Source organism: Aquabacterium sp., from assembly GCF_036273115.1.
GTDB lineage: Bacteria > Pseudomonadota > Gammaproteobacteria > Burkholderiales > Burkholderiaceae_C > Aquabacterium.
In genome coordinates, this window is sequence record NZ_DASUIN010000002.1 from 171,077 (window position 1) to 187,831 (window position 16,755).

The following is a 16,755-nucleotide window of genomic DNA, read 5'->3' on the forward strand; positions in this document are numbered from 1 at the left end:
TCGGGTTACCCATGCAGTCACATCTCATTCTCGGTGGTCAACGCAGTGGCAAGTCGCGCTTCGCTGAACGATTGGGTGTGAGGTGGCTGGCGCAGTCGGCCACCCATCGAGTTTCGGTGGTGGCCACTGCACTGGCCGGTGACGACGAGATGCGCGATCGCATCGCGCGCCATCGACAAGATCGACCTGCGGGGTTCGAGGTGTTGGAGGCGCCTTACCAACTTGGGTCTTGTATTCAGGCTTGGTCGCAGCCAGAGCGCTTGCTGGTGGTTGACTGTTTGCCTTTGTGGTTGACCAACTGGCTGATGCCTCTGGAGGCTGATGCGTCTCTGGCTCAGGACTGGCCGGTGGCGCGGGCTGATTTGCTTCGCTCGCTGGAGCGTGCACGCGGCCCGATTGTGTTGGTGACCAATGAAATTGGTTGGGGGGTGATTCCCTCTGGTTCGGGTGTGCGCCATTTCGTGGATGAGTTGGGGCGGTTGAACCAGGACGTGGCGCAACGCTGCAAGCTGGTGACCTTGATGGCGGCGGGGCAGCCCTGGACGCAAGAGGTGCAGGTGTGGTGACCCGGCGCCGTGGTCAGGCCTATGCCATGAGTTGGGCGTTCGGTCTGGTGCTTTGGGCCGCTCTGGTCTTGGGGTGTGTGGTTGCTCATGCTCAGACTCGGCCGCAAACGAATCTACCCGGTGCCAACGCAATACAACAGCCGGCAGCGCTGACCGTGCGGGATGATCGTGGGACCAGGGTGAGCCTGTCCCAGCCTCCTCAGCGGGTGATCAGTCTTTTGCCATCGCTGACCGAATCCGTGTGTGTACTGGGGGCGTGCGAACGCCTGGTGGGCGTGGATCGCTGGTCGAATTGGCCCGCATCAGTTCAAACCTTGCCGCGTGTGGGCGGCCTGGATGACGCCAATCTGGAGGCGATTGTGGCTTTGCGGCCTGATCTGGTTCTGGCCTCGCCGTCGTCTCGTCTGGCAGCTCGGTTGCGAAGCATGCGCGTGCCGGTGGCCGAGTTCGAGGCGCAAACCTTGGAAGACGTGCCGCGTGTGATGAAGGCGGTGGCCACATTGCTGGGGCAGCCCAATCAGGCCGATGTGGTCTGGCAGCGCGTTCAGACCGAATTGAAGCAAGCCCAGCAGTCGGTCCGGGCTGGCTCGCATGGTTTGCGTGTCTATGTCGAGGTGGCGACAACGCCCTACGCGGCAGGCGAGGCCTCTTTCATCGGGCGTTTGTGGGCGCTGCTGGGCGGGCGCAACGTGGTGCCCCCAGAGCTGGGGCCCTTTCCTAAGATCAACCCCGAATACGTGGTTCGAGCTGATCCCGACTTGATTGTTTTGCCCGCGCATGACGCCGCGGCGCTGGCCAAGCGCCCGGGCTGGGCGAGCTTGCGCGCAGTGCGTGGAGGCCGTGTGTGTGGTCTGCTTGCGCCTGACTACGACCTGTTGGCCCGCCCGGGGCCCCGATTGGGGCAGGCGGCCGCAGTGCTGGCTCGGTGCATGAACATGGCTGCGGTTGCTCAAGGGGAAGCGCGATGAGAGCTTCTGCGACTTGGGCCGGGTTGGCGTTGCTCGGCATGGCATTGGTGTGGGGCGTTTTGGGCTTGTTGATTGGCAGTTCTGGTTGGCAATGGCCTATGCCGGCTTCTGGTTCTGCTTCTGGCCTGGATCCAGTCTGGTGGAGCGTGGTGTGGGACATCCGCGCCCCCCGGACCGTGGGCGCTTTTCTGGTGGGCTGCCTTTTGGGGCTGGCCGGTGCGGTGGCCCAGGGCTTGTTCCGCAACCCATTGGCCGAGCCCTATTTGCTGGGCAGCTCCGCAGGGGCCGCCTTGTTGATGGCCTTGGCTTTGACCGTGGGCTCGGGATGGGTTGTGGCCGCGACGTGGTGGTCACAAGTAGGATTGACCGGTGTGGCCTTCGTGGGGGCTGTGGCGGGTGTCTGGCTGACCCTGGTGCTGGCGCGAGGCGCGGTGCACACCATGCGCTTGCTGCTGTGTGGCGTGGTGGTCGGGGTGGTGTTGGGGGCGTTGACCCAATTGCTGATGGTCTGGTCTGCTGAGACCTGGCGGACCATGCAAGCATTCATGCTCGGCAACACGGCGTTGTTGGGTTGGTCTTCCTGTGCCGCCATGGCCGTTGTTTTGGCGCTGAGTTTGCCTGTCGCGCTGATGTTGTCGCGTGTACTGGATGCCCTGGCGCTGGGCGAAGACACCGCGCGCACCTTGGGTGTACCGTTGGGGTTGGCGCGTGGGGCCCTGGTGGCGGTGCTGGCCTTGTCGTGTGCGGGTGCGGTCGCGCAGGCCGGGCTGGTTGCCTTTGTCGGGCTGGTGGCCCCTCATCTGGTTCGCCCCTGGTGTGGCGCGCGGCATCGGACCTTGCTGTGGCATGCCAGCTTGATGGGCGGGGTCCTCCTGCTGGCAGCTGATGTGCTGTCGCGCTGGTTGCTGGCCCCGCAGGAACTGCCGGTCGGTGTGCTCACAGCGGTCATGGGCGGTGTGTATTTGCTGGCCCTGATTCAAAGGCGCGGGGCATGACATGATGGTGTTGAACGCGCATCAGATTCAGGCCCAGAGAGGCGGGCGTGTTGTGCTGCACGGCGTGTCGCTGCAAGCCCAGGCCGGACAATGGTTGGCCGTCGTGGGGCCCAATGGCGCTGGCAAGTCGACCTTGCTGCGCTGCCTGGCTGGCTTGCTGCCGGTGGGGCAGGGGCAGGTGTCGCTTCAGGGCCGGGCACTATCACAATGGCCCACGCGCGAGCGGGCTCGCGCACTGGCCTGGCTGGGGCAGCAGTCAGAAGGTGATGACGCCATGACGGTGCGGGACACCGTGGCTTTGGCTCGCATGCCTTATCAGGGCTGGTTGGGTTTGGGGGCATGCACCGCCGCAGACCAATCGGCCATTGACCAAGCCCTGCGTGACACCGACTTGCAGGACAAGGCCGAGCGGCGTCTGTGCGCCTTGTCGGGCGGCGAGCGGCAACGGGTGAACCTGGCCCGAGCGCTGGCGGTGCAAGCGCCAGTGTTGCTGCTGGATGAGCCTGTCGCGCATCTCGATGCCCCCCACCAGCGCCTGGTGGCTCAGGTCTTGCGCCGCGAGGCGGCGCATGGCCGCTGTGTGGTCAGCGTGTTGCACGAACTGCCGCTGGCTTTGCATGCCGACCAGATCGTGGTGCTGCAAGACGGGCAGCTCCAGGCGTACGGTGCCGCACACGACCCTGATGTGCACCGAAGCATGGAAGCCGTCTTTGATCGAGCCATCCGCATTGCTCAAGTCGATGGGCAATGGACGGTGCTGACTCAATTTGAATTTGGTCAAGGCGACCACAACCCAACGGAACAACGCTGATGGACATTCAGAACCCACCTACCGAAGCCCCGCAACAACAGGAAAAGGCCGAACGCCGCGGGCTCTTGATCATCAACACCGGCGATGGCAAGGGCAAGAGCACGGCCGCCTTCGGGTTGGCCTTGCGCGCGCATGGGCGCGGTAAATCAGTCAAGATTTTCCAGTTCATGAAGGTGCCCAGTGCGCGGTTCGGCGAGCACCGCACGTTTGATAAGCTGGGGGTGCCGATTGAAGGTCTGGGCGACGGTTTCAGCTGGAAGAGCAAAGACCTGGAGCATTCCGCCGAACTGGCCCGCCAAGGCTGGGCGCGTGCGGCCGAGGCCATCAACAGTGGGGAGCACTTCCTCGTGGTGCTCGACGAAGTGACCTATCCCCTCATCTATGGCTGGGTGCCTCTGCAGGATGTGGTCGACGTCTTGCGCAACCGCCCGCGTGAGGTGCATGTGGTGCTGACCGGTCGTGATTGTCCCGCCGAGTTGGTGGACATCGCCGACACGGTGACCGAGATGCGCAAGGTCAAGCATGCGTATGAGGCGGGCATTCCCGCTCAGCGCGGCATTGAAGACTGAGCCTGATATTCATGTCAACGAAGGGCGCGCAAGCCCAGGCCATCATGGTTCTGGGCACCACCAGTGGGGCAGGCAAGAGTTGGTTGACCACGGCCTTGTGCCGATGGGCCGCGCGCCAGGGCTTGAAGGTGGCTCCCTTCAAGGCTCAAAACATGAGCAACAACGCTCGTGTGGTGCCGGGCCCTGATGGTCGATGGGGTGAAATTGGCTCGGCCCAGTACTTTCAGGCCCTGGCTGCGCGATGTCAGCCCGACGTGAGGATGAATCCCATCTTGCTCAAGCCGGAAAGTGACACCGGCAGCCAGGTGGTGGTTTGGGGTCAGGTGCGCGATGACTACCGTCGCGTGCCTTGGCGCGAGCGCAGTGAGTTGCTGTGGCCGCATGCGCGCCAGGCCTTGCACGAGTTGATGGCCAGCCACGATCTGGTGATCATCGAGGGCGCCGGGTCTCCTGCCGAGATCAACTTGCATGCCAGCGATTACGTGAACATGCGCACAGCCATCGAGGCACGCGCCCGCTGCCTGTTGGTGACGGACATCGATCGAGGTGGCGCGTTTGCTCACTTGTATGGCACGCACCAGTTGTTGCCCGAGTCGGAGCGGGCACTCATCCAGGGCTTTGTGCTCAACCGTTTTCGTGGCGATGCCAGCTTGCTGGCACCAGGGCCTCAGCAGTTGCAGGATCTGACGGGCGTGCCCACGGTAGCTGTCTTGCCGGAATGGCGAGGCCATGGTCTGCCCGAGGAGGATGGGGTCGATGGTGGCGCATGGCGAGTCGATGGTGAGTTTTCGGCGTCCAGCAACATGACCCATGTGGCTGTGTTGGCTTACCCGGCGATCAGTAATCTGGATGAATTTCAGTCGCTGCGCCATCTGCCCCATGTGCGTTTGTCATGGGCTCGCAGACCGCAAGACCTCGATGGCGTGGACTGGATCATCTTGCCCGGCTCGAAACGCACCCAGTCTGATCTGGCCTGGTTGAGGTCACAAGGGCTGTCTGATGCCGTGGTGGCGCATGCCCAAGCGGGGCGACCGGTTCTGGGCATCTGCGGCGGCTTGCAAATGTTAGGCGAGTGGCTGTGTGACCCTGATGGCGTGGATGGCGGCCTGGCTCAGCAACCTGGCTTGGGCCTCTTGCCCCTGGTGACCCGGTTCGATCCGCATAAACTGGTGCAGCCAGCCGAGTTGCAGTTTGCAGATGGTTTGGCCTCTGCCTGGGCGCCCTGGCGCCAGCAACGATGGTCGGGCTATGAAATTCACCAAGGTCGCACAGCCGTGGTGGAAGGCGGCGAGGCGCAGGTTGCGCTGTGGGCACGCGATCAGGGGACGGGCCACGCCCTCGGCTGGACTCGCGGCTCCGTGCTGGGTGTGTACGCCCATGGCCTGTTTGAATCAGCGGATCTTTTGCGTGCCCAGTTCGGGCCCGGCACCCGCAGTTGGGATCAGGTGCTGGACGGCTTGGCCGATTACATTGACCGGCACTTTGACGCCGGTGTTCTTTCTGAATGGACAAGGCAGACATGAGTTCCTCGAGCGGTATCAATGTGCCCCCGTTGGCACGCCCGGCATTGGCGGCACGACTTCAGCATGTGCTGGATCACAAAACCAAACCCCTGGGTTCATTGGGGCGGCTGGAATCGTTGGCCAAGCAGATCGGCCTCATCCTCAACACCGAGCGCCCCAGCCTGGTTTCACCGCAGATGGTGGTGCTGGCCGCCGACCACGGTCTGGCAGCGCGAGGCGTGTCGGCCTACCCCAGCGATGTGACCTGGCAGATGGTTGAAAACTTTCTGGCCGGAGGCGCTGCCGTGAGCGTGCTGGCCCGTCAGCACGGCTTGTCCCTGACTGTGGTGGACGCCGGGGTGGCCAAAGATCTGGTGCCACGTGCTGGCCTGCAGATCAGAAAGGTTGCACCTGGAACGGCTGATGCCTCGGTCGGTCCGGCCATGAGTTTGGCCCAATGCCAGCAGGCATTGGAAGAAGGCGCGGACCTCGTTCGCGGTTTGCCAGGCAATGCCATCCTGCTGGGGGAGATGGGCATAGGCAACACATCGAGTGCAGCGTTGCTGATGACCCGCCTCACAGGTTTGCCCTTGGTGCAATGCGTCGGCCGGGGAACCGGGGTGGATGATGCCGGGCTGCAGCGCAAGCTGGCGGTGCTGGATCAAGCCCTCGCAGTCAACGATCACGCGCAATCGCCCCTGGAGGCACTCGCTGCATTGGGCGGCTTCGAGATCGCCATGATGTGTGGCGCCATGCTGCAAGCAGCGACAGAAGACCGCGTCATCGTGGTCGATGGCTTCATTGCCAGCAGTGCGGCCTTGGTGGCCTCGGCGTTGCAGCCCGAGGTGTTGTCGCGCTGCGTGTTTGCGCATCAGTCTGATGAAAGTGGTCATGCCCGCATGTTGGCTCACATGGGGGTTCAGCCCTTGCTGCATCTGGGCTTGCGTCTGGGCGAGGGCTCTGGCGCTGCATTGGCCTGGCCTTTGCTCGAATCGGCATGTGCCATTTTGCGAGACATGGCCAGCTTTGAAAGCGCTGGCGTGAGTCAGGCTGACGCATGAAGCGGATCATTCACGAGCTACGCCTGTTCTTCACGGCGCTGCAGTTCTTCACCCGGGTGCCTGTGCCGGCGTGGGTCGGTTTTCAAGCCGAATGGCTGCAGCAGTGCGTGCGTTACTTCCCATTGGTTGGCGCCCTGGTCGGGTTGTGGGGCGCATTCGTGCTGGCCGCAGCCAGTCTGTGGTGGCCACCGGTCGTGGCGGTGGTTTTGAGTATGGCGGCCACGATCTGGCTGACCGGCGGCTTTCATGAAGACGGCTGGGCAGACACCTGCGATGGTTTAGGTGGAGCCGTCAGCCGAGAGCGAGCCTTGACCATCATGAAAGACTCCCGTCTGGGGGCCTACGGCGGCATGGGGCTGGTGCTGATGCTCGGTCTCAAAGCCTCAGTGCTGGTGTCGCTGGTCACACCTCACCTGAGCGAGTTGACTGACGCCGAATCCAGTCACGTGCATCAGGTTCTGCTGGGGTGGACCGTGATGGGGCTGATCTGGGCCCACACCCTGTCGCGCTGGGCTCCGGTCGCTTTGACCGCCCTGTTGCCCTATGGGGGGGATCCGGACCACGCCAAGGCCAAGCCCCTGGCGCTGCAGGCGGGGGCGGGCAGCGTCCTGGCGGCCCTGGGCTGGGCGGCCTTGGTGGTCTTGGGCTTCATGCTGGCCTTGCAGCAGGCAGGTTGGCCGGTTCCGACCCTGTTACGTTGCCTGGGGTGGTCCAGCCTGGCCGTGGTGGCTGTGGTGGCTTATTGCCGCCGCTGGTTCATGCGCCGCCTCGGCGGTTTCACGGGGGACACTTTGGGTGCCAGCCAACAACTCGCCGAGGTGGCTTGCTTGCTGGCCTGGTTGGCCGTGGTTCATCCGGTGAGTTGGGTGCGATGGTGATCCGGGTCTGGCGTCATCCTCGACCACAGCAGGTCGCAGGGCGCTGTGTCGGCCAGTGGGATGCCCCCGTCGATTCGCGCAAGGCCAAACGCCTGGCACATCGCATTCGCCAGCAAGCGCGCCGACAAGGGCTGGCGCGCATTGTGTTCACCTCGCCTCTGAGGCGTTCCGCCATGGTCGGTCGCTACCTGCGTGCCTGGGGTTGGCGCCATGTGGTCGACGCCGCTTTGAGTGAAGCCAGCTTTGGTGCCTGGGACGGGCGGCTGTGGTCCGACATTCCTCGCGTCGAGGTCGACGCCTGGGTGGGTGACTTCCTCGACTATTCCCCTGGCGGAGGGGATAGCCTGCGCACCCTGTTGACCCGGGCGGGGGAATGGCAGCCTGCTGCCGAGCTTGGCCTGGCGCCTGACCAACCCCACCTTGTGGTGGGCCATGCGGGCTGGATGCTGGCGCGACGCTGGGTGGTCCATGAACGCCGCTTGCCTGCTGGGGCGCATGAATGGCCTGCACCGCCTTCTTATGGCCATTGCTGGGTTCTGGACTGACGGCACGCGTTACCGCCTTCGTCAATCAAGTGCACTCAATAGTGCCCACTGATGCCCGCTAACCGCAGGTAAAGCTTGGCCGCCATCCTGAACAGCCAATGGCCCATCCGATCAGCCCAGTGCCGTTGGGTTGCCGCCAGCTGAACCAATTGGCTGTCGGCGAAGTCGGACTCCAGCTCTCGGGTCAGGGTGGCTGTGAAATGCTGATCGCGCACGATCACGTTGGCTTCCATGTTCAACACCAGCGACAGAGGGTCGAGGTTGGATGAACCGATCGTGCACCAGTCCTTGTCTACCCGCATCACCTTGGCGTGCAGGAAAGCCTTCTGATACTCGTGAATCTCGATGCCGTGTCGAATCAGTTCGTCGTAGAGCACGCGTGCGGCAAGGCCTGCAATGGGCAGATCGACCTTGCCTTGCAGCAGCAGGCGCACTCGCACACCGCGGGCTGCCGCATGGCGCAAGGCTAGCCGCAGTTGTCGCCCCGGATAGAAATAGGGCGTGACGATGTCGATTTCGTGTCGTGCCTGCTTGATCGCTTGAATCGCCGCCCGTTCAATCGTGCGGCGCTGTCGCAGGTTGTCCCGCAGCACGAAGGCGCAGCGAGTGGGGTGAGGGTTGCTGGCGGCCTTGGCAAACGGAGCCTGCTCTGAAGGCGTCAAGCGCATGCGGGCCTGTTGCCAGAGGTGGCGCAGTCGCCGCATGCGTCCGCTGTCCTGTACCAGGGGCCACAGCTCGTCGCGCCAATCCTGCCCAAACTGAGCGCGAGTCCACATGGCCTTGATGGTGTGCAGAACCGGGGTGGACACGGGGCCGCTGGCTTCCACGGCATAGTCCAGCCGAATCGTGTCGGACCAACCGTTGTGCAGATCAAACCGGTCGTCAATCAGATTGATGCCGCCCACAAACGAGACCGACTCGTCAATCACGCACAGCTTGAAGTGCATGCGGCGCCATTCACTGCTGTTGAACATCCCCCAGATCCTGTGAAACGGGCGGTGGATGACCACATCAATGCCCTCGGAACGCAATTGCGTCCACATCGAGGGGGGGGCGTCGTGTGAGCCCACGCCGTCGGCCACCAGGTGCACCTTGACGCCACGCCGTGCCGCCCGCTGCAAAGCCTGCAGCACGGCACCACTCTGGCCATACGGCGAAACCAGGTACAGCGCCAGCCAGATGCTGTGGTGCGCGCGTTCGATCTGCTCGCACATGGCCGGGAAAAGGGCTTGTCCGGCCTTGAGTAGCCTGAGTTCGTTGCCCCCCGTGAAGACGGGCTTGCGCTGCGCATACCAGGCCAGCCCTTGCCAGCCGTCGTCCTCAGGTTCGGTGGGGGCGCGCACGGGTACAGGCATCAGCCTTGCAGCTCCAACTCAACCACAAGGGGCAGGTGATCCGACATCCGGGCCCATGCTTCGCCGCGCGGCACCATCATGTTGCGGCAGGCCAGCTTGCGGGTGTAGACACGGTCGAGCGTCAGCACTGGCACCAGGGAGGGGAAGGTGGGCACCCGCGAGCCATCGGGCCGCGCGGCACGCACCAAGCCCGCATCCGTCAAGATGTGATCGAGCTTTTCGTTCCAGTCATTGAAGTCTCCCGCCACCACCACGGGGGCATCGGCGGGAATCTGGCTGAGTGCCAGTTCTGCGACCCGCTCGGTCTGGCGCACCCGGCTTTGGTGGAACAAACCCAGGTGCACCACAATCACGTGGACGGTGGTCTGGTTCCAGTGCACCGTGGTGTGCAGCAGGCCACGCTGTTCAAACCGGTGGTCCGACACGTCGTGGTGGCGGATTTCTCCGATGGGCCAGCGTGCCAGCAAGGCGTTGCCGTGTTCGCCGTGCCGGGTCACGGCGTTGGTTCGGTAGGCCACCTCATAGCCTTCGGGGGCCAGATAGTCTGCCTGCGCCTGGTGAGGCCAAGCGCGGTGCCCGTAGTCGGTACGCGAAAACTTGCGGGCCTCTCGGTGGTGAAAGCGTCGAACCTCTTGCAGACACACAATGTCGGCGTCAAAGGCTTCGACAGCCAAACCGAGGTTGTGAATCTCCAGGCGCTTGGTGGGGCCCATGCCCATCACGCCTTTGTGAATGTTGTAGGTGGCCACTCGCAAATAGGGCGAGCCTATGGAGGACGAGGGCAGCAGGGAGGATTGAAGCGGATTCAGCACAATGCCCCAACAATAGCGCGAACCAGTGCCACCCGAAACGGTCAGCCCTCGCGGGCTTTCCCGATGAGGCGAGGCAGTTGCAAAATCGCCTCAGCGTTGGACGGCGAAAAGCACTTGTCGGCGGCCGCCTGCCAGGGAAGCCACACAAATTGCGTGTGTTCTCTGGGCGCCAGGGTCACGGGGGTGCCCTTGGGGACTTCCAGTCCAAACACCCGCTCCAGGTTGTGTGTCACCCCCGGGGCATAACGTGCCCGCCAGACTGGATAGATCTCGTAGACATTCTCCATGCCCCAATCTTGAAGTGCATGATGGGGAATTTGCTGGCTACCAACCTCGATCCCGGTCTCTTCGGCTACCTCTCGGACAGCCGTATCGCGCCAGGCCTCATCCAGCGCATCTTTCGATCCGGTCACGCTTTGCCAGAAGTCCGGTTGGCGAGCCCGTTCGAGCAAGAGCACGTCCAGGTCAGGGGTATAGATGACCACCAGAACGGATTGGGGAATCTTGTGAGTTGGGCCAGACATGGCGAAATCAGGTGCACCAAAGAAAACAGGCCACCCTGAGGTGGCCTGCGCAGTGTAGTGTCGATTTGCTCGACGTGCTGGATCAGTTCGAAGCAGGGGCTGCCGCTTGCGCATTGCGCAGACGGATGTGCAGTTCGCGCAGTTGCTTCTCGTCGACGTTGGAAGGTGCGCCGGTCAACAGACACTGGGCACGTTGCGTCTTGGGGAAGGCGATCACGTCGCGGATGGACTCGGCCTTGGTCATCAAGGTGACCAGACGGTCCAGACCGAAGGCCAGACCACCGTGTGGAGGCGCGCCATACTGCAGAGCGTCCAGCAGGAAGCCGAACTTGACCTTGGCGTCTTCGTCGGTGATGTTCAGGGCCTTGAACACCTTGGACTGCACTTCAGCGCGGTGGATACGGATCGAGCCGCCACCCAGTTCCCAGCCATTCAACACCATGTCATAGGCCTTGGCGATGCACTTGCCTGGATCGGTGTCCATGTAGTCTTCGTGACCATCCTTCGGTGCGGTGAAGGGGTGGTGCACGGCGTTCCAGCGGTCTTCCTCGTCGTCGTGTTCGAACATGGGGAAGTCGACCACCCACAGCGGTGCCCAACGGTCTTCAAACAAACCAGCCTTCTTGCCGAAGTCGGAGTGACCCACCTTCAGGCGCAACGCGCCGATGGCGTCGTTGACGACCTTGGCCTTGTCGGCACCGAAGAAGATCAGGTCGCCGTCCTTGGCGCCAGTGCGCTCCAGGATCTTGGCAATGGCGGCATCGTGCAGGTTCTTGACGATGGGCGATTGCAGGCCATCGCGGCCCTTGGCCACTTCGTTGACCTTGATCCAGGCCAGACCCTTGGCGCCGTAGATCTTCACGAACTCGGTGTAGGCGTCAATCTCGCCACGGCTCATGGTGCCGCCACCGGGAACGCACAGGGCCACCACGCGGCCACCCTTGGTTGTGGCGGGGGTGGAGAAGACTTTGAAGTCCACATCGGCCATCACGTCGGTCAGTTCAGTGAACTGCAGCTTGACGCGCAGGTCAGGCTTGTCCGAACCGTACAAGTGCATCGCGTCGGCGTACTTCATGACTGGGTACTCGCCCAGGTCCACGTCCAGCGCCTTCTTGAACACGTGGCGGATCATGCCCTCGAACATGTCACGGATTTCCTGTTCGGTCAGGAAGCTCGTTTCAATATCGATCTGGGTGAATTCGGGCTGACGGTCCGCGCGCAAGTCTTCGTCGCGGAAGCACTTGGTGATCTGGTAGTAGCGGTCGTAGCCGGCCACCATCAGCAACTGTTTGAACAGCTGAGGCGACTGGGGCAGGGCGAAGAACTGGCCGTCGTGCACGCGCGAGGGCACCAGGTAGTCACGGGCGCCTTCGGGGGTGGACTTGGTCAGCATCGGGGTTTCGATGTCGACAAAGCCGTGCTCGTCCAGGTACTTGCGGCACTCCATGGCCACGCGGTAGCGCAGCATGAGGTTCTTCTGCATGTAGGGGCGACGCAGGTCCAGCACGCGGTGGGTCAGACGAGTGGTTTCCGACAGGTTTTCGTCGTCGATCTGGAACGGAGGCGTCACCGAGGCGTTCAGCACTTCCAGGGTGTGGCCCAGCACTTCGATCTTGCCGCTGGTCAGGCCAGCGTTTTCCGTGCCGGCAGGGCGTGCGCGCACCACACCGGTTACCTTCAGGCAGAACTCGTTGCGCACGTCTTCGGCGATCTTGAAGGAATCAGCGCGGTCAGGGTCAAACACGACCTGCACCAGGCCTTCGCGGTCACGCAGGTCGATGAAGATCACGCCGCCGTGGTCGCGACGACGGTGGGCCCAGCCCATCAGGGTAACGGTCTGGCCCATCAGCGCTTCGCTGACCAGTCCGCAATAAGTGGTACGCATCGTTGTTCTCCGGATGATCTTGTGCGAGGCGCGCGTTGGCGCCTCAGAACCCTCGATTGTCCCTCAGGAATCGAGGATTTTTGTGGCCGTTCAGGACGAAGTCGCAGTCTTCGTGGGCGCGCCGGCTTTGGCCGCATGCGGGGGCGGTGCCACCACCCCCATCGAGATGATGTACTTCAGTGCTTCGTCGACCGACATGTCGAGCTGACGCACATCGGTGCGAGGCACCATCAACATGAAGCCAGACGTGGGGTTCGGCGTGGTGGGCACATACAAGGTGACGTGCTCGGCAGCCAGTCGATCCGCCACCTCGCCACTGGGTTTGCCCGTGACGAAGGCGATGGTCCAGGAGCCTTCGCGAGGGTATTGCACCAGAACGGCTTCCCGAAAAGCCTGGCCGCTGCTGGAAAACAGCGTGTCAGACACCTGTTTGACCGAGGTGTAGATGCTTTTGACGATGGGGATGTTGGACAGCAGGCGGTTGGACTGGTTGAGCAGCCACTGTCCCGCCATGTTGGTGACCGCCACACCGGTGAGCCACAAGGCCGCCACCAGAATGATCACGCTCAAGCCGGGAATGCGCTGCAAATCGTTCAGATACGGGTGCAGAGAGCTGGGCAGGACCGCTTGCGCGGCCACCATCAGCCAGGCGAATACGCCATCGAGTGTGCCGACGACGTTTTTCAGAACCCAGATGGTGATGGCCAGAGGCAACCAGACCAGCAGGCCGGTGAGAATGTATTTTTTCACTTGGTGGGTGTTTGGGTTGGGTCAGTGGCAGGCGCAGGACGAGCCACAGGGGGTGGCACCGCTGTCGCCGCCGGACGATGAGCCGCCGGAATCGGACGATGGTGCCGCTTCAGTGGTGGCCGGCCCGGTCGCGGGCGCGCTGGTGCCACCAGAGCCGCCACGGAAGTCGGTCACGTACCAACCCGAACCCTTGAGCTGAAACCCGGCAGCCGTGAGCTGCTTTTTGAAGGTTTCGGCGCCGCAATGGGGGCAGGTGGTCAAAACGGGATCGGACATTTTTTGCAGCACGTCTTTGGCGTGGCCGCAAGATTCACAGCGATAGGCGTAGATCGGCATGGTAACCCCTTGGGTTTTCCCTTAAAGACGCCATTTTAATGGGGGCGCCTGTTGAGCATTTCAAGACCCTGGTTGCACTGCCCCGCAGACGTGGGGCCATGCGCGTGGCAAAACTCACGCCATGTGGGCCAGTTTGGTTTTGTGGTCGGCAATCAGTTGAGGGGCCAGGGAGCCCAGCACCATGCCCAGCAGGGCGGCACCGAGGCCAGCCAGTTGGCCTGGTACCACTTCAGCCCACGACCACGCCAGGCTTGAGGCGGCCAGGAAGGTGCCCCATACGCCGATGCCGCAGACGATCGACAGGATGGCGCCTTGCGTCGTGGCCCGCTTCCAGAACAGGCCAAAGCTCAGAGGCACGAAGGCCGCGACCAGGGTGACCTGGTAGGCCGAGGAGACCAGATCGTAAATGGCGGTGCCTTCCATCTTGATGGCGTAGGTCAGCACCAGCGCAGTGAACACAAAGATCGTGATCCGCAGGGACAGCAGGACCTGGCGGTCACTCATGCCGGGGCGAATGTTCTTCAGGATGTTTTCCACAAAGCTGGTGGAGGGCGCCAGCAAAGTGGCCGACGAGGTGGACTTGATGGCCGAAACCAGGGCCCCAAAGAAGAAGATCTGGGCGATCAGCGGCATCTTCGACATGATCAGGGTGGGCAGCACCTTTTGCGGATCATTGGTCAGCAGGTCGCGGGTTTGCTCAGGCATGATGATCAGCGACGAGGCCACGATGAACATCGGCACAAAAGCGAACGCCAGGTAGCTGAAGCCGCCAATGATGGCGCCTTTGCGGGCTGTCGCGCTGTCTTTGGCCGACATCACGCGCTGGAAAACGTCTTGCTGGGGAATGGAGCCCAGCATCATGGTGACGGCAGCGCCCACGAAGCCCAGCCAACCGCTGACTGTGTGTTCCGGCAGGATCTTGAACCAGTCCTTGCTCACGGCCAGATCCAGCACCTGGCCAGCGCCGCCCGCTTGTTCCCCCGCCAGCAGGGCAATGAACGACAGGCCCACGACTAGCACGATCATCTGAATGAAGTCAGTCCAGGCCACGGCCAGCATGCCGCCGATGAGAACGTAAATCAGCACCAGCACGGTACCAATCGTCATGCCCACGGCGGGTGCGATGGCGCCACCCGACAGCAGAGAAAACACCAGCCCCAGGGCGGTGATCTGCGCGGCCACCCAGCCCAGGTAGCTCAGGATGATGGCCACCGAACAGAAGATTTCAACGCCTTCGCCATAACGCTGGCGGTAGAAGTCGCCGATGGTCAGCAAACTCATCTTGTACAGGCGAGAGGCGAAGAAGGCGCCCACCAGCACCAGACACATGGAGGCGCCAAACGGGTCTTCCACGACGGCGTTGAGCCCACCATTGACGAACTTCGCAGGGATGCCCATGACCGTTTCGGCGCCAAACCAGGTAGCGAAGGTCGTGGTGATCACCATGGCCAGCGGCAGGCTGCGACCCGCGATGGCGAAGTCGGTGGTGCTCTTGATACGGGTGCCGGCATAGATCCCGATGCCCATAGTGCCCACCAGGTACAGGATCACGAACGCGAGCAAAGTGATGTTCATTTCAGTGACACGATGCAGGGTTACAACACACCTGCACCATGCAGGCGAAGCATCAGCTGTGCAGCCAGCAAGCCCATGAAAAAGCCCACCGCCACCCAAGCCATGCCAGACAGCAGCCGGTTGGTGCGGCGTTGCTCTGCCAAGATGGCATGCAGGTCGCGCCGGATGTCGAGCGAGCCGGATTCTAAGTTGTGATGGATCAGGCGCGGCAACTCGGGCAGCAACTTGGCATAACGGGGTGCTTCGCGTTTGAGGCGGTCGACCAGACCGCGCCAGCCGACTTGCTCGTGCATCCACCGCTCCAGGAAAGGTTTGGCGGTGCTCCACAGGTCCAGCTCGGGGTCCAGTTGACGCCCTAAGCCTTCTACGTTCAGCAGGGTTTTTTGCAGCAACACCAGTTGGGGCTGAATTTCGACGTTGAAGCGGCGCGAGATCTGGAACAAACGCATCAACACCTGGCCCAGTGAGATTTCCTTCAAGGGGCGGTCGAAATAGGGCTCGCAAACGGTGCGGACAGCGCCTTCGAGTTCGTCGACACGGGTGTTCGGTGGCACCCAGCCGCTTTCAATGTGCAGTTCGGCCACCCGCTTGTAGTCACGGCGGAAGAACGCGATGAAGTTCTGCGCCAGGTAGTCTTTGTCGACCTCGGTGAGTGTGCCGATGATGCCGAAGTCCAGCGCAATGTAGCGCCCAAAGGTGGCCGGGTCGAGGCTGACCTGGATATTGCCCGGGTGCATGTCGGCATGGAAGAAGCCATCGCGGAAGACCTGGGTGAAGAAAATGGTCACACCGTCGCGCGCCAGCTTCTTGATGTCGACACCCGCGTCACGCAGTCGGGTCATCTGGCTGATGGGGACGCCCTTCATCCGTTCCATCACCATCACGGTGGGGGTGCAATAGTCCCAGACCATTTCTGGCACCAGCACCAGGTTCAGGCCATCCATGTTGCGGCGCAGTTGTGCGGCGTTGGCGGCCTCGCGAACCAGATCCAGTTCGTCGTGCAGGTATTTGTCGAACTCGGCCACCACCTCGCGTGGCTTGAGGCGCTTGCCATCGGCCCACAGGCGTTCCACCCATGAGGCCAGGGTGCGCATCAGCGCCAGGTCATCGTCGATGACCGCCAGCATGCCAGGGCGCAAGACCTTGACGGCCACTTCCCGCCCATCATGTAGAACGGCAAAGTGCACTTGCGCAATCGAGGCGCTGGCAATCGGGTCGGCGTCGAACTGGCTGAATACTTCGCTAATGGGTTTGCCCAGTGCTTTTTCTACCAGACGAACTGATTCGGCACTTGGGAATGGGGGCACCCGGTCTTGCAGTTTGGCCAGTTCATCCGCCACGTCGGCAGGCAGTAAGTCGCGCCGGGTCGACAGCATCTGCCCGAATTTCACGAAGATCGGGCCGAGACGCTCCAGGGCTTCGCGCAGGCGTTGGCCTCGGGGGGCATCGAGCTTGCGGCCAATTGACAGAATTCGACCCAGCAAGCTGAGCTTGGGGCGGCGCAGGCTGTCGAGCAAGAGGCCGTCCAGCCCGTATCGCAGGGCAATCAGTCCAATGAAGAGAGGACGAACCAGAGCGCGCATGAAGTGGGCCTATGTGGATGGCAGGGCAGGCAGGGGGGAA

At 62.6% G+C, this 16,755-nt stretch carries 17 protein-coding genes; 9 read left to right on the top strand and 8 right to left on the bottom strand.

From position 1 onward, the window contains the following. The first annotated feature begins 11 nt into the window (after positions 1 to 11). Genes cobU through VFW72_RS01570 form a run of 9 tightly spaced genes read left to right on the top strand, consistent with a single transcriptional unit; the run spans position 12 to position 7,895 of the window. A complete protein-coding gene (gene cobU / locus VFW72_RS01530; protein ID WP_329672496.1) occupies positions 12 to 566 on the top strand; it encodes a bifunctional adenosylcobinamide kinase/adenosylcobinamide-phosphate guanylyltransferase in 555 nt (184 codons plus the stop codon). Continuing rightward, on the top strand, positions 563 to 1,534 hold the full coding sequence (locus tag VFW72_RS01535; RefSeq protein ID WP_329672497.1) for a helical backbone metal receptor: 972 nt from the start codon (positions 563 to 565) through the stop codon (positions 1,532 to 1,534). Before cobU ends, VFW72_RS01535 begins: the two co-directional genes overlap by 4 nt. Then, positions 1,531 to 2,529 (top strand): iron ABC transporter permease, encoded by a 999-nt coding sequence (locus VFW72_RS01540; protein WP_329672498.1) that lies wholly within the window; start codon positions 1,531 to 1,533, stop codon positions 2,527 to 2,529. The genes VFW72_RS01535 and VFW72_RS01540 overlap by 4 nt, the downstream gene beginning before the upstream one ends. A gap of 1 nt (position 2,530) precedes the next feature. Further along, positions 2,531 to 3,340 (top strand): ABC transporter ATP-binding protein, encoded by an 810-nt coding sequence (locus tag VFW72_RS01545; RefSeq protein ID WP_329672499.1) that lies wholly within the window; start codon positions 2,531 to 2,533, stop codon positions 3,338 to 3,340. Then, positions 3,340 to 3,909, top strand: a complete 570-nt coding sequence (gene cobO, locus VFW72_RS01550; RefSeq protein WP_329672500.1) for a cob(I)yrinic acid a,c-diamide adenosyltransferase — start codon at positions 3,340 to 3,342, stop codon at positions 3,907 to 3,909. The genes VFW72_RS01545 and cobO overlap by 1 nt, the downstream gene beginning before the upstream one ends. Before the next feature lie 11 nt (positions 3,910 to 3,920). Next, a complete protein-coding gene (locus tag VFW72_RS01555) occupies positions 3,921 to 5,432 on the top strand; it encodes a cobyric acid synthase (protein WP_329672501.1) in 1,512 nt (503 codons plus the stop codon). Then, positions 5,429 to 6,472 (top strand): nicotinate-nucleotide--dimethylbenzimidazole phosphoribosyltransferase, encoded by a 1,044-nt coding sequence (cobT, locus tag VFW72_RS01560; RefSeq protein WP_329672502.1) that lies wholly within the window; start codon positions 5,429 to 5,431, stop codon positions 6,470 to 6,472. Before VFW72_RS01555 ends, cobT begins: the two co-directional genes overlap by 4 nt. After that, positions 6,469 to 7,350, top strand: a complete 882-nt coding sequence (locus tag VFW72_RS01565; protein ID WP_329672503.1) for an adenosylcobinamide-GDP ribazoletransferase — start codon at positions 6,469 to 6,471, stop codon at positions 7,348 to 7,350. The genes cobT and VFW72_RS01565 overlap by 4 nt, the downstream gene beginning before the upstream one ends. Further along, entirely contained in the window at positions 7,296 to 7,895 is a 600-nt protein-coding gene (locus VFW72_RS01570; RefSeq protein ID WP_329672504.1) for a histidine phosphatase family protein, read from the top strand. Before VFW72_RS01565 ends, VFW72_RS01570 begins: the two co-directional genes overlap by 55 nt. Before the next feature lie 35 nt (positions 7,896 to 7,930). Here the strand turns inward: VFW72_RS01570 and clsB are convergent, their stop codons facing one another. From clsB to ubiB, 8 genes are all read right to left on the bottom strand, one after another. Beyond that, the gene (gene clsB, locus VFW72_RS01575) at positions 7,931 to 9,250 is read right to left on the bottom strand and encodes a cardiolipin synthase ClsB (RefSeq protein ID WP_329672505.1); all 1,320 of its coding nucleotides are present in this window, start codon (positions 9,248 to 9,250) and stop codon (positions 7,931 to 7,933) included. Beyond that, positions 9,250 to 10,059 (bottom strand): endonuclease/exonuclease/phosphatase family protein, encoded by an 810-nt coding sequence (locus VFW72_RS01580; protein ID WP_329672785.1) that lies wholly within the window; start codon positions 10,057 to 10,059, stop codon positions 9,250 to 9,252. Before VFW72_RS01580 ends, clsB begins: the two co-directional genes overlap by 1 nt. A gap of 44 nt (positions 10,060 to 10,103) precedes the next feature. Continuing rightward, a complete protein-coding gene (nudB, locus tag VFW72_RS01585; RefSeq protein ID WP_329672506.1) occupies positions 10,104 to 10,586 on the bottom strand; it encodes a dihydroneopterin triphosphate diphosphatase in 483 nt (160 codons plus the stop codon). 82 nt (positions 10,587 to 10,668) lie between these two features. Then, positions 10,669 to 12,471: an aspartate--tRNA ligase gene (gene aspS, locus VFW72_RS01590; protein WP_329672507.1), complete on the bottom strand. Its 1,803-nt coding sequence runs from the start codon at positions 12,469 to 12,471 to the stop codon at positions 10,669 to 10,671. A 90-nt stretch (positions 12,472 to 12,561) separates the two neighbouring features. Then, complete coding sequence (locus VFW72_RS01595) at positions 12,562 to 13,221, bottom strand: DUF502 domain-containing protein (RefSeq protein ID WP_329672508.1); 660 nt, start codon at positions 13,219 to 13,221, stop codon at positions 12,562 to 12,564. A 21-nt stretch (positions 13,222 to 13,242) separates the two neighbouring features. Continuing rightward, a complete protein-coding gene (locus VFW72_RS01600; RefSeq protein WP_329672509.1) occupies positions 13,243 to 13,557 on the bottom strand; it encodes an FmdB family zinc ribbon protein in 315 nt (104 codons plus the stop codon). Positions 13,558 to 13,671: 114 nt separating this feature from the next. Then, complete coding sequence (locus VFW72_RS01605; RefSeq protein ID WP_329672510.1) at positions 13,672 to 15,132, bottom strand: sodium:solute symporter family protein; 1,461 nt, start codon at positions 15,130 to 15,132, stop codon at positions 13,672 to 13,674. A 20-nt stretch (positions 15,133 to 15,152) separates the two neighbouring features. Further along, a complete protein-coding gene (ubiB, locus tag VFW72_RS01610) occupies positions 15,153 to 16,715 on the bottom strand; it encodes a ubiquinone biosynthesis regulatory protein kinase UbiB (protein WP_329672511.1) in 1,563 nt (520 codons plus the stop codon). Between the last annotated feature and the right edge of the window lie 40 nt (positions 16,716 to 16,755).